The sequence below is a fragment of the Acinetobacter sp. BY419 genome (assembly GCF_019038395.1).
Lineage (GTDB): Bacteria > Pseudomonadota > Gammaproteobacteria > Pseudomonadales > Moraxellaceae > Acinetobacter.
In genome coordinates this window covers 1-18,249 of the sequence record NZ_JAGFXZ010000022.1, presented here as the reverse complement: position 1 = coordinate 18,249, position 18,249 = coordinate 1, and the positions used below count along the sequence as shown (strand labels likewise).

Below are 18,249 nucleotides of genomic sequence, written 5' to 3'. Positions count from 1 at the left end.
TTACACACTCTGCTTTTTCATTTTTCTTAAATACATCTGGCTCATTTCTATTTTTGTTTCAAATAAATTTAAAGTTTTTATTAATCCTGACAGTTTGGCGCGACCATAGTTACGAGAGTCAAAATCAGGCTTTACTGCACTAATATACTGCCCCACCCTTCCCAAATTCGCCCATCCATTTTCATCTGCATTATCTTTTACAGCTTTATAAATCAGATTCAGCGTGGCTCGGTCCATGATGTCAGCAGCAGGATTATCTTTCACTTGCAGCACGGATTTTGTATCTACAGATTTATCTGCTTCCAGCATTTTTTTGTCTTGTAGATTACTGACTTCATCTTCTTCTACAGTTTTCAGATCGTTTTCAACGACCAGATTTTCGATGTAAATAAACTTATCACATGCTTTTTTAAACGCTTCTGGAGTCGTCTTTTTCCCAAAACCATACACACTCAGACCATTTTCACGGATTCTTGATGCTAAAGGCGTGAAATCACTATCACTGGAAACGATACAAAAACCATCCAGGGCACCGGCATATAACAAGTCCATGGCATCAATAATCAGGATCATATCCGTCGCATCTTTACCCTTGGTATACGCAAATTGCTGTACTGGGGTGATGGCATGAGGAAGAAGTACATCGCGCCATTTCTTTAAAGTTTCGCTGCTCCAGTCCCCATACACACGTTTGACACTGGCAATTCCATATTTCGCCACTTCTTCCAAAACTGATGAAATGGCATTGATGGAAGAATTATCCGCATCGATTAATACAGCAAACTTTTTTGTCCGAATATCCACATTTACCCCAAAATATTATTTTTAATTTTTTGTATAAATGATTCTGACATAAAAAATGCCGACTTTCGTCAGCATTTTTTTCAATCTTAGAATTTAGGCTTCCACCCATTTCCCATCCTGATAAACCAAAGACCATTTGGTCTGTTTACCTTCAGCATTTTCCGAACCAATATATTGTGACTGGTTCTTACGGCTAAATTTCACCAGAGTCGGATTTCCTTCCGGGTCAACATCAGGTGCCTCTAGAATAAACTGATACTTTGGATCCAGTTGGTCAGCAACAGAACGAATCTCAGCCACTTTCGGTGCACGAGTCTCACGCACTTTCGGGAACTTGCTGGCCGCCAAGAATAAACCGGCAGCACCGTCACGCAGTACAAAGAAATCATCGTGCTTGGTCGAACGCAGATGTTCCATCTTGATCGGGTCCACACGCGGTGGTGCAGGCTGACCGCTTTTTAATACTTTACGGGTATTGTCACAGCTGTTACAGGCAAAGTACGGACCAAAACGCCCGGTCTTCAATTGCATTTCACCATCACATTTGTCGCATGGAATGGTTGGGCCATCATAACCTTTGATCTTGAACTCGCCTTCTTCAAGTTCAAAACCACTACAGTCCGGGTTATTGCCACAAATATGCAGTTTACGACCACCGTCAATCACGTAGCTGTCCATCGCAGTTTCGCATATAGGACAACGTTTCTTCGACATCAGGTCAACTGTTTCTGCCGCATCATCATCAGACAATGCTGCTAGCGATTCGACTGGCGTCAGGTTCAAGGTTCCCTTGCAACGCTCTTTCGGCGGCAGGTTATAACCTGAACAGCCCAGGAAAACACCGGTCGTACCGGTACGGATCTGCATGGGACGGTCACATTCTTTACAATGTACCGCATCTACTTCTACAGGCTGATTACGGCGCATACCGTTTTCACCCTGCGCAATGGTTAAACGCTGTTTAAAATCGCCATAGAAGCTATCTAGCAGCTCTTTCCAGTTACGTTCACCATCTGCCACTTTATCCAGCTGACCTTCAAGATCTGCGGTGAAAGCATAGTTCATCAGGTTATTGAAATTTTCATCCAGACGGTCAGTGACGATTTCACCCATCTTCTCGGCATAGAGACGACGGTTATCCAGCTTCACATAACCACGGTCTTGAATGGTCGAGATAATTGCAGCATAAGTCGAAGGACGGCCAATACCTTTCTTCTCAAGTTCTTTGACCAGTGAGGCTTCAGTAAAACGCGCCGGTGGCTTGGTAAAATGTTGAGATGGGTCAAGTTTCTCAAGTTTGAGGACTTCACCGACTTTGACTGCAGGCAATAAAATGTCGTCATCCGCTTTATTGGCACCACGCACGCGGGTAAAACCGTCAAAGACCAAGGTACGACCCTTGGCTTTCAGTTCTACGCCACTGGCATTGACTAAAATCGTTGAAGACAGATATTCAGCTGGTGTCATCTGACAGGCCACAAACTGACGCCAGATCAGGTCATAGAGACGCTGCGCATCACGCTCCACACCCACCAGACTGTCGCCTTTTAGGCCAACCATGGATGGACGAATTGCCTCATGCGCTTCTTGCGCACCAGCTTTATTGCCATAACGGTTCGGCTTGACAGGCAGATACTTCTCGCCAAACTCGGATTCGATATACCCACGCACCATATTGACAGCGTCATCACTCAAGAATGTCGAGTCGGTACGCATATAGGTAATAAAACCAGCTTCATACAGGCGCTGCGCCAGCATCATGGTTTTCTTCACGGAAAAACCGAGACGGGTACTGGCTGCCTGTTGCAGCGTTGAGGTGATATACGGCGCACTTGGATTCACCTTGGTTGGCTTATCTTCACGCGCAGAAACCGTATAATCTGCATCTTTGATCAGATTCAATAATGCATCAGTTTCGTCTTTATTGTGCAGCTTGAGCGTCTTGCCATTCTGCTTGACTGCTTCGAGACGGATATCATCTTTTTTCGATTTAGTATCGGCAAACACCTGCCAATATTCTTCAGGAATGAAGGCGCGAATTTCGCGTTCACGCTCAACCACCAGTTTCACTGCAACCGACTGCACACGACCCGCCGATAAACCACGGGCAATTTTTTCCCACAGCAATGGTGAGATCATAAAGCCCACCACGCGGTCTAAGAAGCGACGGGCTTGCTGGGCATTCACCTTGTTGGTATCGAGGCGTGAGGGATGCTTGAAGGCTTCCTGAATGGCATTTTTAGTAATTTCGTTAAAGACCACACGCTGATAACGCGAATCATCACCACCAATGACTTCTTTTAAATGCCAGGCAATCGCTTCCCCTTCCCTGTCCATATCCGTTGCCAGATAGACTTCATCGACTTGCGATGCCAGCTTTTTCAGTTCGGCAACCACATGTTCTTTGCCCGGAAGGACTTCGTATTTGGCTTTCCAATCATGTTCCGGATCAACACCCATTCGGTTAATCAGGGCCGATTGTGATTTTTCAGCTTTTTCGGCTTCGGTCAATTTGGTGCGTGTCGCAGGTTTCTTCTCTGTCGACTTAGAACCACCTGTCGGTAAGTCACGAACATGACCCACTGAGGATTTTACGATATAGTCCGGACCAAGGTACTTATTGATTGTTTTCGCTTTTGCAGGCGACTCCACAATCACTAAGGCGCGCTTCTTTCCAGCGTCGGGAGACTTCGCTGTGCTGCTTTTTGATGTGGACCGAGGAGCGTTCGCCATAATTAACCGTTAATCCTGTTTATTTCTAAATTAAAGTTCAGCCAAAGCATGTAATAGTGCTTTGATATCGTCGAGTTGGGTGGCTCTTAAATCAGCGTTTTCATCCCAATAGATGCCGACACAGTTGGCTTGCATATCAATAGCATAAATGCCTTTTAATGCAATGGGAAAATCTTTAAATTTCTCATCACCCTGCACGATTTCGAGTTTATTGTCGACAACACGAGCGCGCATCAGGGGCAAACGAGCTTCTGGCATCAGCACACTATAGTACGCGACCATACTGGCACGACTTTCAGTCGCCTTCGGGATGTTGGTCCAGTCCGGTGCCACCACCAAACGTGGATGCAAACCCATTTTACGGGCTTTGTCACGCATCATGCCCAAAGCTTTTTCCCGGGGGCTCACGCGCAACCCGAAAATCGACCCCAGAACGAAAATGATGATAACCACCGCCACCCAGATTCCAGTGTTTTCCATAGTTCAACCTTTATGTTCTATTATTAGAGTTGCATAAGCACAATATAAAACGCAAGTTTGCACGATAAAATTAATTCAAGAACATTTCATGACTATATAAAATTTCATGACCATTCCAGTAAATATAACCTTTCTCAATCAGCTCCTTCAGCAGCAAGCGGATATCTGATTTTGGAAATAACTGTTCCAGTAAATCACGTAATTCATAAATATCTTTGGGTTTATCGCCCTGGAGTTCACGCAGTTTACGCGCCACTTCCAGCTGGACTGGATCAATCCGGCCAAAGTTCTTGAACAGGTCTTGCTGGGCCGACTGGATCGGTGACTGGAATGCTTCAACTGGAGTTTCATCAACTTTTAGCTGGGAAATGACCTGATCCAGCTTTGGATTTTCAACCGGACTTTGTTCATCCAGATTGAGCTGCAGCCATTGTTTCAGCACTTTTTTACGGAAGCTGACTTGTTCATCATAACGTTTGACGATTTTCAGGTTGATCAGCATACCGACCACATGCTGCGCTTTTACCGGCATTACTTGCAGAATATTCGCCACTGAATTTTTCAGGGTTTCTACCGTATTTGGTTTGCCGCTCATTTTCCCTAAAGCATCACAGTATTTTTTGACCAGCTGCAGGGCAGGTTTGTTCTTGATTGCCTCCAGACTGGGAAGCTGATTTTTAGCAGGTTCTGCTGCAACAGATACTTCATCGGGCTGGATCTGAATCAGGCTACATGGAATATCCGAAGCCTGCAGCATCTGCTGGAGCATGTCACTGCTGTCCATCGCCGAGATTAACTCAACCTCGGTATCCGGTTCCAGGAGCGCCATAAGCTGACCGACAATTACTGCATATTCATATTCTTTCTGTGGCGATTCAGGGGTGTCCAAAATTATAATTTGTCCACTCGCAATCCAGCCAGCAAGCTCGGTTAAATCTTCCAATGAGAATTCAAATTTTCCGGTACAGCTAAACAGATATAAAGTCGAATAATGCGCCACAATCTCACGCATTAACTTGGCTGTTGGAAAGTTATTTTCGAGGTCGAGTAGAACAACTTTTGGGTGCATAGGACAAGCTCCTGAAATGTACCTGGAAGCAAGTATTAGAGTAGGAAGTGAGTGAAAGGTCAAACAATTTTACGTTTAACGCTAATCCTGAAGTCAAATTTGTGAGTCGTGGTTTGAGGTAAAATTAAACCGTTATGCTTTTTAAAAGAAGCTCAAAAAAAGATAATGAGCCATTTTTAAAGCTGTGGCATGGGTAAAATACATAGAAACATTTACTCCAAGCTCTATTGCATCACCTACTTTAATACTCTTCCCCAGCGGTATTTCACCCAGAATATTTTACGTTTCCGTTATAACTGGTCTTCTTGTTCTGTTCTTTCTTTAAATAAAAAACCCTCGCACCAGGCAAGAGTTCTTGTTCAATAAATCATTGGTTGCAAATTAATAATGCGGTGGACGATCAGTCTTTGGATCAAATTCTGCAATTCCTTCAGACAGATCTGAAGACTCAACACGTTGATATAAAAGCATCATTTGTTTTTTTAGATCAGCGATTTCCAGGGTCTGCTTGGCCACCTGATCATTCAACTGTTCAACTAAATCATCTAAAAATGCAATTCGCACTTGCAAATCTTCAATGGGTGCGGAAAATGACGCCTGATCATTTAGATTTTGTTGTTTAGTCATTTAAAGTCCTCATTTGGATTTCAGGAAACATTATGGCCTATATTACCCTAAGGGATGTCCAACTTGCGTTTGGTGGACCCGCCCTGCTCGACGGCGCGAATTTTAACTTGGAACGCGGCGAACGAGTGTGTTTGATTGGCCGTAATGGTGAGGGTAAGTCTACCTTACTTAAGCTGATTGAAGGAAGTTTACTGCCTGACAGCGGCGAAGTTTCAATACAAAATGGCATCACGATTTCGATGCTGGCGCAAGATGTACCGATGGACTCAGGCCGAGTGGCTGACATCGTGGCAGATGGTGCGGGCGAAGCATCTGAAGTTTTGCGTGCCTATCATGCTGCCAGTGAAGCCTGTGTGCTGGGCGATATGGATGCCTGTGACCGCATGGGTAATCTGCAACACAAAATGGACCAGCTGGATGGCTGGGCGCTCGAAACCAAGGTTAATTCGATTTTAAGCAAAATGGGGTTGGACCCAGATGCGGATCTTGCCGATTTATCTGGTGGCCGTAAGCGTCGTGTGCTACTGGCGCGTGCCTTGCTCACCCAGCCAGATGTATTGTTGCTGGACGAACCGACTAACCATCTGGATGTTGAAAGTATTGAATGGCTGGAAAAATTCCTGCTCGATCAAAACAATTTGACCCTACTGTTCATTTCGCATGACCGTGCCTTTGTCGATAGCATTGCCACCCGTATTGTCGAGCTGGATCGTGGTCAACTGCGCAGCTATGAAGGTAATTATTCACGTTATCTAGACCTGAAAGCCCAGCAAATGGAAGCTGAAGAAAAGCAAAATGCGCTGTTCGATAAAAAGCTGGCTGAAGAAGAAGTCTGGATCCGTCAAGGCATCAAAGCACGTCGTACCCGTAATGAAGGCCGTGTCCGTGATTTAAAAGCCTTACGTGAAGAATCAAAAGCCCGCCGTTCACAACAAGGTAAAGTGAGCATGGCAACGCAAGATGCCAACCGTTCAGGTAAACTTGTATTTGATATACAAAACCTCAGCGTGGCTTTTGGCAACAATGCACCCATCATCAAAGATTTCTCTGCACTGGTACTTCGTGGTGACCGTATTGGTTTAGTCGGTGATAACGGTGTTGGTAAAACCACTCTGATTAAAGCCATTCTGGGCGAGCTAGAACATGGCGGTACAGTAAAAACCGGTACGCAACTTGAAGTGGCGTATTTCGACCAATTGCGTAATGCACTGGATCTGGAAAAATCAGTCAAAGATAACGTTTCTGAAGGTTCAGACTTTGTTGATGTAAATGGCGGACGTCGTCATATTTACAGTTATTTGCAAGATTTCCTGTTCTCACCTGAACGTGCACGTACTCCTGTCAAAGCCTTGTCTGGTGGTGAGCGTAACCGTATCTTGCTGGCAAAATTGTTACTTAAACCATCGAACCTGATTGTGATGGATGAGCCCACCAATGACTTGGATATGGTGACTTTAGAGCTATTAGAAGAAATGCTCGGTGGCTATAAAGGTACATTGCTGTTGATCTCGCATGACCGTGCCTTTATGGACAACGTGGTGACATCCACTTGGGTCTTTGATGGTAAAGGTCATATCGATGAATATGTCGGTGGTTATCAAGATTACCTAGAACAACGCCCGGACCAAACCGCAGTTGATCAAAAAATTGATGTAAAAAAGGCCTTGGCAAAAGCAGAAGCCAGTGCTGCTGCAGCCGCTCCGAAAAAAGTAAAACTCAGCTACAAAGATCAACGTGCTTTAGAGCAATTACCCGCTGAAATGGAAGCTTTAGAGAAAGAACAGGCAGAGATCAATGCACAGCTGGCTGATGGCTCCTTATTTGTGACTGATTCCGATAAAGTGATGCAACTTTCTAACCGTTTATCAGAAATTGATGAGCTGTTATTGGAAAAGCTGGAGCGCTGGGAAGAGCTGGACAATATGAGTAACGGCTAAATATTCCACGAGTATTTACTCAAGCATCTGTATTCGTACAGATGCTTTTTTTATTTCAAGAATCTTCTCTGTTAGACTGCGTTTAATCTTTTAGCACTGCCTTGCCCTATGAGTACCCAGCCAGAATATAAACCCGGTGAATTTCAATGGACATTCCTGTTACCTCGATACTGGGTTAACTGGCTGGGTATTATTTTCCTGATGATTTTGGCGATCTTACCCTGGGCAATCCAGCATCGTCTGGCATACTTGCTGGGCCATCTTTCTTTTAAATACCTGCCATCACGTCGTGAAACTACACTTCGCAATCTGGAAGTCTGTTTTCCTGAATGGTCTTCGGCAGAAGTACAGGACAATGCACACCAGGTGTTTATCGATCAAATGTTGGGTGTGTTTGAGACACTCAATGCCTGGTATAGTCCGAAATGGTTTCAGGGCCGCGTCAGTATTGAAGGGCTGGAACACATTCAGAAGGCACAGGCCGCAGGACAAGGTATGCTGTTATTAGGCACGCATTCAACTTTGCTGGATGCCGGTGGCTACCTATGCGCACAGTATTTTGACCCGGATGTGGTCTATCGCCCGCAGAATAATCCACTATTGGATATGCTGATTTACCGTTGTCGCGCCACGATTTATGCCAACCAGATTGATCATGATGATATGCGTGGTTTGGTGCGTCAGCTGAAAAATGGCCATGCGATCTGGTACAGTCCGGATCAGGATTATGGTTTAAAACAAGGCGTGATGGCACCTTTCTTTGGTGTGCCGGCAGCGACTGTAACCGCGCATCGGCGTTTACTGAAAATGACCAAAGCTACTGCAATTCCCTTATATTTCTATCGACATGGCGATATCAAAAATCCGCGTTACCATGTGCTGATTGAACCGGCACTGGAGAATTTCCCTGGTGAGAATGAAATCGAGGATGCCACTCGCGTGAATCTGGTGATCGAACAGCAGTTGCGCATCGCACCGACTCAATATATGTGGTTCCACCGCCGTTTTAAGACACGTCCTGAAGGTTATAAGGAAATTTACTAAATCTATATGATCACGGAATTTTGAAGAGCTATAGCTTAAAATCCCGAATAACCTCATGGTTTTTAGCGGCAGACCATTGATTCATACAATAGAACTGAAGTACTTCTCACGGGCAAGGACAATTTCCATTCTACGCTCTCGAACTATGACTCTAAATTAAACAAATCATTGTAATCATCAAGAATATATTATAAAAAATAAGTCCTCAAAATAACTTAACCCGAGCTCTACATCCTGTAAAACTCGGGTTAATGAGGTCGTGCTTTCACATATTATAATTAGTTCTGTATTTTTGTGATTTCCCTTTCATCATCATGTCCATGATGCTTTCATTCAGCTTCGTCTTCCTTATGAGAATATCCTTTCTCGACTCCCTGTGCTGATAAACCTAGAATACCCAAATTCCAAAGCCTTGCCCATTCGCAAGAAGCGGAAACTGTTGTAAGCAATATCGTACACTTTTCTTCTAAAAACCTAAGAGACTTTACCTGCTTCTCTATACGCCATAGTAATTTCATCGGTCACTATTTTTTCCTCTGTATCTGCTTTCTGAATGCCCTCTTTTATGGCTTTTTGTGCTTCCTGCTCATCTTCATCGGTTTGCTCCTGCTCTTCCTGAATCTGTTCGAACACCCGACCGGTTTGTAAAACCAGAAAGACCGGAAAATGATCAGAGCCCATATGCGGTAGACGCTCCATATGTACCAAGGCAAAATCGGTACTATGAAAAACATGATCGAGCGACCAGCGAAAAAAAGGATAATCTGCATGAAAGGTATTCACATAATGACGCCCAACCCGTGGATCCAGCAACCCGCTAATGCGTTGAAACAGCCGTGTGGTACGTGACCAGGCCACATCATTCAGATCACCCATGACGATACAGCTTTCATCCAGATCTTTAATTTGATCACCCACAATCAATAATTCAGCATCACGCAAGGTGGAATCTTTGGCCTCGGTGGGGCTCGGCGGTTTTGGATGCAGACAGTAAAGCCGCACCGGCTGTCCCGAGCGTAAGATCACAGTGGTATGAATTGAAGGAAGATCGTCACTTAAAATAAACTTGACTTGGGTATTGCTGAGTTTGAGCTTGCTATACAGGTGCATGCCATACAGATTATCCAAAGGTACAGCCACACGATAAGGATAATCTGCTTCAATCACCGACATTTCATTTTGCCAGGTCTGATCCGTTTCCAGTGTTAACACCAGATCTGGCTGATAGGTCTGGATCTGTTCAACCAGCAGATGATATTTGTTATTGGTGGTCAGTACATTTGAAACAATCAGGGAGATTTGCCGCTGCGGATCCAGCTGGTCCGGCTTGACCTGTTTGACCTGGTTTTTCCAGACAAAGGTATAGGGCAACACCATTTTCAGCTGATAAGCCAAAGATGCAATCAGACCAATAAAAAGCAGCTGGTTAAACCAGGTCCAGGGATGTTCAATAACCAAGAACAGCACAAAGGCAATAAAGCCCAATACCAGAATTTGTAAGCGTGGAAAATCTGCCCCCCGAATCCACCATTCATCGCGTGGGATCAGTGACCAGAAACTTAACCAAATGACAATGATTGCCATAACTTGGATAGTCCATATCATAAAGCGTGCTCTTTATTAAGTTATTAATTTTTCTTAAAGAAAAATGACGTTATCAATTTTGTATGTATCATAAAGCAGATATTTCGCTCAAGAATATTGATGTTTTGATTGTGTAGCACTTGCAGTTGAGTCCCTTTTTGATACACTCGAATCCCTTTTGATTTTTTTAACGCACCGAGGCAAAGTGACATGAAAGTAGGTCTGGTCGGTTGGCGCGGGATGGTGGGTTCCGTCCTTATGCAACGTATGGTTGAAGAGAATGATTTTGCTCATTTTGAGCCATTCTATTTCTCTACCAGTAATGCAGGTGGTGAAGCGCCGGCATTTGGCGGTAAGACTGCCCCAGCACTTATGGATGCATCAGATATTAACAGTCTGAAGCAAATGGATGTCATTATTACCTGTCAAGGTGGCGACTATACTTCTGATGTTTTCCCGAAACTGAAAGCGGAAGGCTGGAACGGTTACTGGATTGATGCAGCCTCGACCTTACGTATGGATGATGAAGCCATCATCGTACTTGATCCGGTTAACATGCATGTGATCAAAGACGGTTTAGTGAAAGGCACCAAAACATTTGTAGGCGGTAACTGTACCGTTTCACTTATGCTGATGGGCTTGGGTGGTCTGTTCCAGAACAATTTGGTGGAATGGGCAACGTCAATGACTTATCAGGCTGCTTCAGGTGCGGGCGCGCAAAACATGCGTGAGCTGATCAATGGTATGGGTTATTTATATAACAATACCAAAGAGTTGCTGGATGACCCACGTTCTCCAATTCTGGATATCGACTCTAGAATTGCTGAATTACAACGTGGTGAGGGTTTCCCATCGAGTAACTTCGGTGTACCTTTGGCGGGTTCATTAATTCCTTATATCGACAAGCAACTGGAAAGCGGCCAGTCGAAAGAGGAATGGAAAGGTCAGGTAGAAACCAACAAAATTCTGGGCAACCAGCAGATCGTGCCAATTGATGGGCACTGTGTGCGTATTGGTGCCATGCGTTGTCACTCTCAGGCATTAACCCTGAAACTGAAAAAAGATGTACCTTTGGATGAAATCGAAGACATCATTGCAGGTGCCAATGACTGGTCTAAAGTGGTTCCAAATACACGTGAAGCATCAATGACTGATCTGACTCCGGTTGCAGTCACTGGTACCTTATCTGTTCCAGTCGGCCGTCTGCGCAAGCTGAATATGGGTAAAGAATACCTCGGTGCATTCACTGTCGGCGACCAGTTGCTTTGGGGCGCGGCCGAGCCACTACGCCGTATGCTTCGCATCCTGATTGATTATAAAAATGCCTGATATCCTGACATGGATATAAAGCTAAAAGCCGATCTTTATTGATCGGCTTTTTTATGTAACTATTGCGTAAGTATTTTACAAAAAACAAACATCCCGGTAATCTATAATTTTCGCTATGCGATAATGACTGAGCTCACGATTAAGATGACTGTATATAACAAATTAAAGCTTGCGATTTTAGCCATTGTTGCTTCACAAAACATTTATGCGATCAATGTAGATCCGGTTCAGATTCAGTCTGCACCTGGGGAACTACTTTATGCAGAAATGACTTTCCGGCAATCTGACATGAGCTTACCAATTGAGGTCAGTCTGGCTTCACCTGAAGATTTAATGTCGATTGGCGCATCGCATCAGCCACCGGGTCATCTGAACTTTTTTACCCGGCGTAGCAATAATGGCACCGGAGTCATTACCATTACCTCTTCTCGCCCCATGACTGAGGGAGAGCTGAATATTATTGTCAAAATCAAGGAAGGCAATGCCTCGCGCCTGCAACATATTCGTACCCCCTTACAAGCTAAAACCGATTTACTAAAAGCCAGTCTCAAGCAGAATGAACGCCCGCTGGCGCCAGTTATCGTGGTCAGTGAAAAAGATCTTGCACTCAACCTGCCCGTGAGTAGCCATTACAGTACAGCTCCAACAGCTTTAAATAAACCAGCGATTCTAGAAAAGCCCTTGGCATTGCAACGTACAGCGCCGCCTGTATTATCGAATAATTCCATTCCAAAAACTGCCTTTGCCCCCGCTATAACCACATCAGTTCCAGCTATTCAGACGCATACGATCGCACCTGTACCTAAAAGTGAATCTATAACGACGCCCCCTGCTCAAGCCCCGGTTAAACCTGCTCCTGCTCTTTCAGATTCAGAACAGCGCACTTCACAGGCAACGCTTGCATCAGCTGCAGAATCTCGTTCTGATACTCAAAAAGCTTCTAGTGATCCCCTGGTCAAGAAATTTGCTGACGAGCAAGCACAAAAATCAGCTGAAGCTGCCAATCCGGTAAAAACCCCAGCTCCAGTTACCACTAAAGCTAAACCCGTTAAAGCAGCTTCAAGTCAGACCCAACCCACTTATGTGGTTCAATCCAATGAGTCATTGTGGGGGATTGCCTCACGAATTGCCGAGCAACAGCAACGTCCGGTCAATGAAGTGATGCAGCAAATCAAAAAAGACAATGAGCATGCCTTTATTGGAGGAAATGCCAATCGTCTACGCAAGGGTGCAGCACTCAACTTAAACACAATTCACACTGCGCCTGCACCCATTAAAGTCAGCGCAGCAAAGCAGACAGAGCTGCCTTCCAAGCATGCTAGCAAGACGAAATACCGTTTGAATCAGGCAGAAATGAGCCTGGTGGCTGAGAACCAGCACGATTCTGGACAGCTTTCTGCAAACCAGAACACAGAACGCAATCAAACATCAAAGGAATTGTCATTAAAAGTTATGACAGCCCGAGAGAAAACCGTTAAATTACAGAGCAACGTAACTGAATTAGAATTGGCACTCAATCAGAAGGATCATAGAATTCAGTTATTAAATGCGCGTCTGGCCCAGTTGCAACAACAGCTCAAAGCCCAACAAGCAGATAAGAAGCCAATTAATTAAAAAGTTATACATAACGATTTATTGGGATAGGCGAACTTAAACTACTCTATCCCCAAGGGGTAAAACATGCTGATTTATGTGATTCCATTAGTGATATTGATTATTGTATTAATTGTCTTCAAAAAACGACAAGATGCTCAAGAATCAGATAAAGCAAACACTAAAACTGTAAAAGCAAAAAAAACTGGCTCTGCGTCAAAAGCTGCCCCACAAAAAACCAAAGTGGTTGAGCCAGTCGGAGTCGCAAAAAAATCAGCAACGCCATTATCAGCAGAAACACGCAAGAAAATTGAAGGCCTGATTCAGGAACGTAATTTTTTTGCGGCCGAAGCGCAGATTAACCAGGCACTGAACCGGGATAATTCCCAGCATGAACTCTATCTGCTGCTGTTGGATATTCATATCTTACAAAAAGATGAGTTTGCGATTTCACAGCTGCTAAACCATATCCGTTCTTTACATTTAGATGAGATTCTGGCACAAGCAGAAGCGAAACAGCGTGAATTTGATAAATCGTTATCTGCTGTTCGGGATACGATTGATTTCCCAAGTGCCCAGCCTGCAACCTCCCCTGCACAAGAAGCGGCTTCAGATGCCTTTGACGACCTGGTGGCACCGGCTTCTTCCAATGAACTGGCATTTGAACAATTGCAGCAGGACTTCCAGCCCAAGCCGGTCACTATGGTAGAACCTGTGGCCGATATTCAGCCACTTGAATTTAATTTTGAACCAAAGACGACTGTAGTAGAAACAGCAAAAGTTGAAGATACACCTGTACCTGCTGCGCCTTCTGTAGATTTTGAAGTTCAGGATATTTCCACTACTCTCTCTCAAACTACGCCTGCAGCTGCAACAGAAACAGCACCTGTTTTAGACTTCAAGCTGGAATTACAGCAGTCTGCACCCGTAGAAACAGCACCAGCTGTGACAGAAGATATCCAGCCTCTAGATTTTTCATTCTCACTTGACGCGCCTGCACCTACAGCTGAAAAAACTGCTGTGCCTGCGACTGAGTTTGATCTGTCTGGTTTGACCGCTGTAGCACCTGTAACAGATCCGGCTGCCCCGACCAATCTGTCCGGACTGGATTTTAAATTAGATCATTTAGAAAGCATGCCAGAAACGCCTGCTGCCACCAGCTTGAATTTTGATATTCCTGCTGCGTCAGCTCACGCAGAGATAGATCAGCATGATCCACTGGTGCAATCTTTCCCGGAATTACTGGATGTTAATGAAGCAAGTCTGAACCTGGATCTTGCCCAGCAATATATTCAGCTCGGTGCTTATGCTGCTGCCCGTGAAATCATTACGGAGCGAGAAGCTGAATATACAGCCGAGCAACAACAACGGGCAGAGCAATTACTGAATCAAATCGCATCTTGATGCATTTCGATTTACACTAAAGCAGTCAAAGGTTGGCTGCTTTTTTTATGATAAAAAATATTGCATTAATTTATATGGGCGGCACATTCGGCTGTGTGGGAGATCCTCTCGCACCGATGCCTGCTGATTTATTTATTCCCAAACTCGAACAGGTGCTTGCAGAGCAATATTATATCGAATGCCACCATGCACCAGCCATCAAGGACAGTAGTGCCTGTACACCAGCCGACTGGTTAGAACTGGTACAGTTTATTCAGCAATTGCAATCACGTCAGATCCAGCATTTTGTGATTATTCATGGTACAGATACGCTCAGTTATGCCAGTGCAGTACTGGCACACTTTATCGGCAAATCGGCACATGTGGTACTGACCGGTAGCCAATATCCACTGCTAAATGCTCAAGGCAATGAGCAGCGTGAATTTAGCGATGCCCTGGATAACCTGAAATTCGCACTGGATTCGGCAAGTGAGTGTGCTGCTGGGGTCTATCTGGCGTTCCATCATCAGCTGATTCATGCGCAAACTGCACTCAAACAACATACCACCGAGTTAAATGCCTTTTCAGGTCTGGAGGCCAATATTACAATCCAGGCCAACCAACAGTGTTATCAGATCAAAGCTAAAGATATTACGAAAGCGGCTGGATTTAACTGCATGAGCATCATGATGCAGCCAATTGACCTGACCCAGCAATTCAATAACCTGAATAACCTATTGACTCGACCACCGCATTTTTTATTTCTGCAAGGTTTCGGCACCGGCAACCTCGCGGTCAATAACGCCATGATTGCGCTCATTGATCAACTGTATGAGCTGGGCTGTATCTCTGTCCTGACTACTCAGGTGCCTTTTGGCGCGACAGATCAGCGCTATGCCATTGCAGAATGGGTCAATCACTGCAAAATTCTGCTCAATGAAAATTATGGCCATGCCGATCTGTATGCAAAAGCCCTGAAAATGTATTTACAATATGACACTGTAGAGCAATGGCATCGTCATTGGTACGATCAATAAGATTTTGAGGTCATTATGCAGCGTTTTGCGGTGGGAATTGAGTTTTGTGGGATGCATTATCGGGGATGGCAGACTCAACAGCCGGGTGTTGCAAGTGTGCAGGAAACCATTGAAAAGGTCCTGAGCCGGGTTGCCGATCAACCGGTTAGCCTGCATGGAGCCGGACGGACGGATGCGGGTGTACATGCGACCAATATGGTAGCGCATTTTGATACTGATGCCGTGCGTTCTGAACGTGGCTGGCTAATGGGCTGCAATAGCCAGCTACCTAAAGATATCTCGATCCAGTGGATCAAGGAAATGGATCACAGCTTCCATGCCCGGTTTAAGGCTCAGGCACGCCGCTACCGCTATGTCGTTTACAACCACCGGGTTCGCCCGGCCTTGCTGCATAAACAGGTCACTCATGTCTATACACCGCTCAATATTGAACAGATGATGCTGGCTGCGAAAAAGTTTGAAGGCACGCATAATTTTGAAAGCTTCCGCGCTGCAGCCTGTCAGTCCAATCAACCCGTTCGCCATGTTAGTCATTGCCGTCTGATCCCGCATGGTCAATATCTGGTGCTCGATATTCAGGCCGATGGCTTCTTGCATCATATGGTGCGAAATATTATGGGCTGTTTACTGGAAGTTGGTCAGGGCATGTATGCTGCCGACCATATTGATAGTATTTTCGCTGCAGAAGACCGTAAAGCTGCTGGCGTGACTGCGCCTGCAGATGGCTTATATTTTATTCATGCCGACTATCCGGCTCAGTTTGAGTTACCTGAATTGCCTTTGGGGCCTCACTGGCTGAATATGCCAGAATAGTTTTTTAATTTAAATCCCTCCTAACCTCCCTTTCTAAAAGGGAGGACTCCCCTCCTGAGCAAAGCTTAAGCACTGCTTTAAGCTGAAGTGCAAGAAAGGAGGGACTTAAGAAAAGTTCTTAACGCTGCTTACGCTTTCTATATTCTACTGGTGTTTCATTGGTCCAGCGTTTAAAGGCACGATAAAAGGTACTTGGTTCGGAAAAACCGGTCAGATAGACAATTCGCTCGACACTCTCATTGGTACTCGCCAGCAAACGCTTGGCCAGACGACAGCGATAATCAGACAGAATCTGCTGAAAGCTGGTATGCGCCTCACTTAGTTGCGTTCTCAACCGGCGTGGTGTGATGTTCAGTTGTGCAGCTACAGTTTCCAGCGTAGTTTCCCCACTTTCCAGAGTAGAGCCAATCGCACGACGCACCTCACCGACCAGATCGTATCGTGCCAGTTCCTGTAATTTTTCAATCGCCAGCTGTTCATGCAATTGCAACAGCTCAGGTTCAGCTTGCCATAGCGGATATTCCAGAATACCTGGGTCAAAATACAGACGGGTTTCTTTCTGGCCCAGGCTGACCGGACACTCATAAACCCGGAAGTATTCATCATCAGGTGCCCCTTTGGAAAAATTAAAGTCGATATAAATCGGCTCAAAACGCCCTTCGGTAATAAATTTGAAGAAACGGAGTATGCCTGACATAGCACATTCAGTAAAATGACGGTTGACCAGACTTTCAGAAAAAGGCTGTTCACCATTGGTCAAATAGCAACGATCATCTTCAATCACTAACTTGGCAGCAAAGGCATCGCTGATCAGTCGCTGATATGCCAGAGCACGTTTCAGTCCCTCACCAAAATTTTCAGATGAAACAAACAGGTGTTCAATGACCTGACCACGATAAAGTGGCAGGTGCTCACCCAGGTGCAATCCGATATCCGGATCCTTGCTGACTTCCTCTGCGGCTACCCAGAAAGCATACTGGGCACTCAGTGGCGTACGGTCATTGGCGTCTACCTGATTTAAAGCGACTCCTGCTTTAGTCAAAAGTTCTTCTGTTGGCAAACCCGCACGACGAATCGCCTGATAGCCTAAACGCAATACGACTGATGCATCCGTTAGCTGACTCACTCAAAAGCCTTCCTTGTATGTACTTCATTTATACTTAAAAAGATTAATTTTAGATTAACTGTGATTGACCAAACTGACAACATAAACCGGTGTCTTTTTAGTTAAAAAATTATCGTGACAGTTCGCTTAATTTACTGGCAGATGATCAGTCTAAGGCCCGTTTCGTCTTGTATTCTGCAAAAAAATTGACTATAATTTGCGCCTTTCCAATTTATTCATTCAGGTAGGCTATGGCCAATAAAGAGGAACTCATCGAGTTCGAAGGCGTTGTCACCGAGACGCTTCCTAATACTATGTTCCGAGTACGTTTAGAGAACGGTCACGAAGTGATTGCCCACATCTCTGGTAAAATGCGTAAACACTATATCCGCATTTTAACTGGCGACAGTGTGAAGGTTGAAATGACACCTTATGATTTGACCAAAGGTCGTATCACCTATCGTGCACGCTAAGTTTTAGCGCAAGCAAAAGCCACTTTTAGTGGCTTTTTTTTATGACTTTAATTATTTACCGATGAATAAAACAATTTGACACAGGGCGATAATTTCACGACTATTTATTTAACTTAGATTCTCAAATGAAGTGCAACAGAGATTAAATTATTGGAAAGAAGCAAGATGAGCTAGCATTTTGCTTCCGACCGACCAAAGTCAAAGTTGCATCATGAACTATACTCACCTTACCCAAGAA

15 protein-coding genes are annotated in these 18,249 nt (G+C 44.7%); 8 read left to right on the top strand and 7 right to left on the bottom strand.

The features are described 5' to 3' along the window. The 5 genes from KUG37_RS09715 to KUG37_RS09695 all read right to left on the bottom strand — a co-directional run bounded on the left by KUG37_RS09715 (nt 1) and on the right by KUG37_RS09695 (nt 5,713). Entirely contained in the window at nt 1–804 is an 804-nt protein-coding gene (locus KUG37_RS09715) for an NYN domain-containing protein (protein ID WP_216935300.1), read from the bottom strand. Nucleotides 805–897: 93 nt separating this feature from the next. After that, entirely contained in the window at nt 898–3,537 is a 2,640-nt protein-coding gene (gene topA / locus KUG37_RS09710; RefSeq protein ID WP_216935301.1) for a type I DNA topoisomerase, read from the bottom strand. A gap of 30 nt (nt 3,538–3,567) precedes the next feature. Beyond that, entirely contained in the window at nt 3,568–4,017 is a 450-nt protein-coding gene (locus KUG37_RS09705) for an ammonium transporter (protein ID WP_216935302.1), read from the bottom strand. A 70-nt stretch (nt 4,018–4,087) separates the two neighbouring features. After that, nucleotides 4,088–5,086 carry a hypothetical protein gene (locus KUG37_RS09700; RefSeq protein ID WP_216935303.1) on the bottom strand — a complete coding sequence of 333 codons (999 nt, stop codon included), beginning with the start codon at nt 5,084–5,086 and terminating at the stop codon, nt 4,088–4,090. 381 nt (nt 5,087–5,467) lie between these two features. Then, on the bottom strand, nt 5,468–5,713 hold the full coding sequence (locus KUG37_RS09695) for a SlyX family protein (RefSeq protein WP_216935304.1): 246 nt from the start codon (nt 5,711–5,713) through the stop codon (nt 5,468–5,470). A 32-nt stretch (nt 5,714–5,745) separates the two neighbouring features. Between KUG37_RS09695 and KUG37_RS09690 the strand changes: the two genes are divergently transcribed. Together KUG37_RS09690 and KUG37_RS09685 are read left to right on the top strand one after the other, a co-directional pair. Next, nucleotides 5,746–7,650, top strand: coding sequence for an ATP-binding cassette domain-containing protein (locus KUG37_RS09690; RefSeq protein ID WP_216935305.1), 1,905 nt, complete (start codon nt 5,746–5,748; stop codon nt 7,648–7,650). A gap of 108 nt (nt 7,651–7,758) precedes the next feature. Next, the gene (locus tag KUG37_RS09685; RefSeq protein ID WP_216935306.1) at nt 7,759–8,694 is read left to right on the top strand and encodes a lauroyl acyltransferase; all 936 of its coding nucleotides are present in this window, start codon (nt 7,759–7,761) and stop codon (nt 8,692–8,694) included. Between the two features lie 474 nt (nt 8,695–9,168). Here KUG37_RS09685 and KUG37_RS09680 read toward each other — a convergent pair whose 3' ends face one another. Continuing rightward, nucleotides 9,169–10,299, bottom strand: a complete 1,131-nt coding sequence (locus KUG37_RS09680) for an endonuclease/exonuclease/phosphatase family protein (protein WP_216935308.1) — start codon at nt 10,297–10,299, stop codon at nt 9,169–9,171. Nucleotides 10,300–10,488: 189 nt separating this feature from the next. Here KUG37_RS09680 and asd point away from each other — a divergent pair, with 189 nt between their 5' ends. The 5 genes from asd (at nt 10,489) to truA (ending at nt 16,433) form a co-directional block, all read left to right on the top strand. After that, nucleotides 10,489–11,607 (top strand): aspartate-semialdehyde dehydrogenase, encoded by a 1,119-nt coding sequence (gene asd / locus KUG37_RS09675; protein WP_216935310.1) that lies wholly within the window; start codon nt 10,489–10,491, stop codon nt 11,605–11,607. Between the two features lie 123 nt (nt 11,608–11,730). Then, nucleotides 11,731–13,221: a hypothetical protein gene (locus tag KUG37_RS09670; protein WP_216935311.1), complete on the top strand. Its 1,491-nt coding sequence runs from the start codon at nt 11,731–11,733 to the stop codon at nt 13,219–13,221. Nucleotides 13,222–13,287: 66 nt separating this feature from the next. Continuing rightward, the gene (locus KUG37_RS09665; RefSeq protein ID WP_216935312.1) at nt 13,288–14,604 is read left to right on the top strand and encodes a fimbrial protein FimV; all 1,317 of its coding nucleotides are present in this window, start codon (nt 13,288–13,290) and stop codon (nt 14,602–14,604) included. Nucleotides 14,605–14,651: 47 nt separating this feature from the next. After that, nucleotides 14,652–15,620, top strand: a complete 969-nt coding sequence (locus KUG37_RS09660) for an asparaginase domain-containing protein (RefSeq protein ID WP_216935313.1) — start codon at nt 14,652–14,654, stop codon at nt 15,618–15,620. A gap of 15 nt (nt 15,621–15,635) precedes the next feature. Next, a complete protein-coding gene (gene truA, locus KUG37_RS09655; protein ID WP_216935314.1) occupies nt 15,636–16,433 on the top strand; it encodes a tRNA pseudouridine(38-40) synthase TruA in 798 nt (265 codons plus the stop codon). Between the two features lie 118 nt (nt 16,434–16,551). Here truA and KUG37_RS09650 read toward each other — a convergent pair whose 3' ends face one another. Further along, nucleotides 16,552–17,559 carry an AraC family transcriptional regulator gene (locus tag KUG37_RS09650; RefSeq protein WP_216935315.1) on the bottom strand — a complete coding sequence of 336 codons (1,008 nt, stop codon included), beginning with the start codon at nt 17,557–17,559 and terminating at the stop codon, nt 16,552–16,554. Nucleotides 17,560–17,789: 230 nt separating this feature from the next. Here KUG37_RS09650 and infA point away from each other — a divergent pair, with 230 nt between their 5' ends. Beyond that, on the top strand, nt 17,790–18,011 hold the full coding sequence (infA, locus tag KUG37_RS09645) for a translation initiation factor IF-1 (RefSeq protein WP_001284370.1): 222 nt from the start codon (nt 17,790–17,792) through the stop codon (nt 18,009–18,011). The last annotated feature ends 238 nt before the right edge of the window (nt 18,012–18,249 follow it).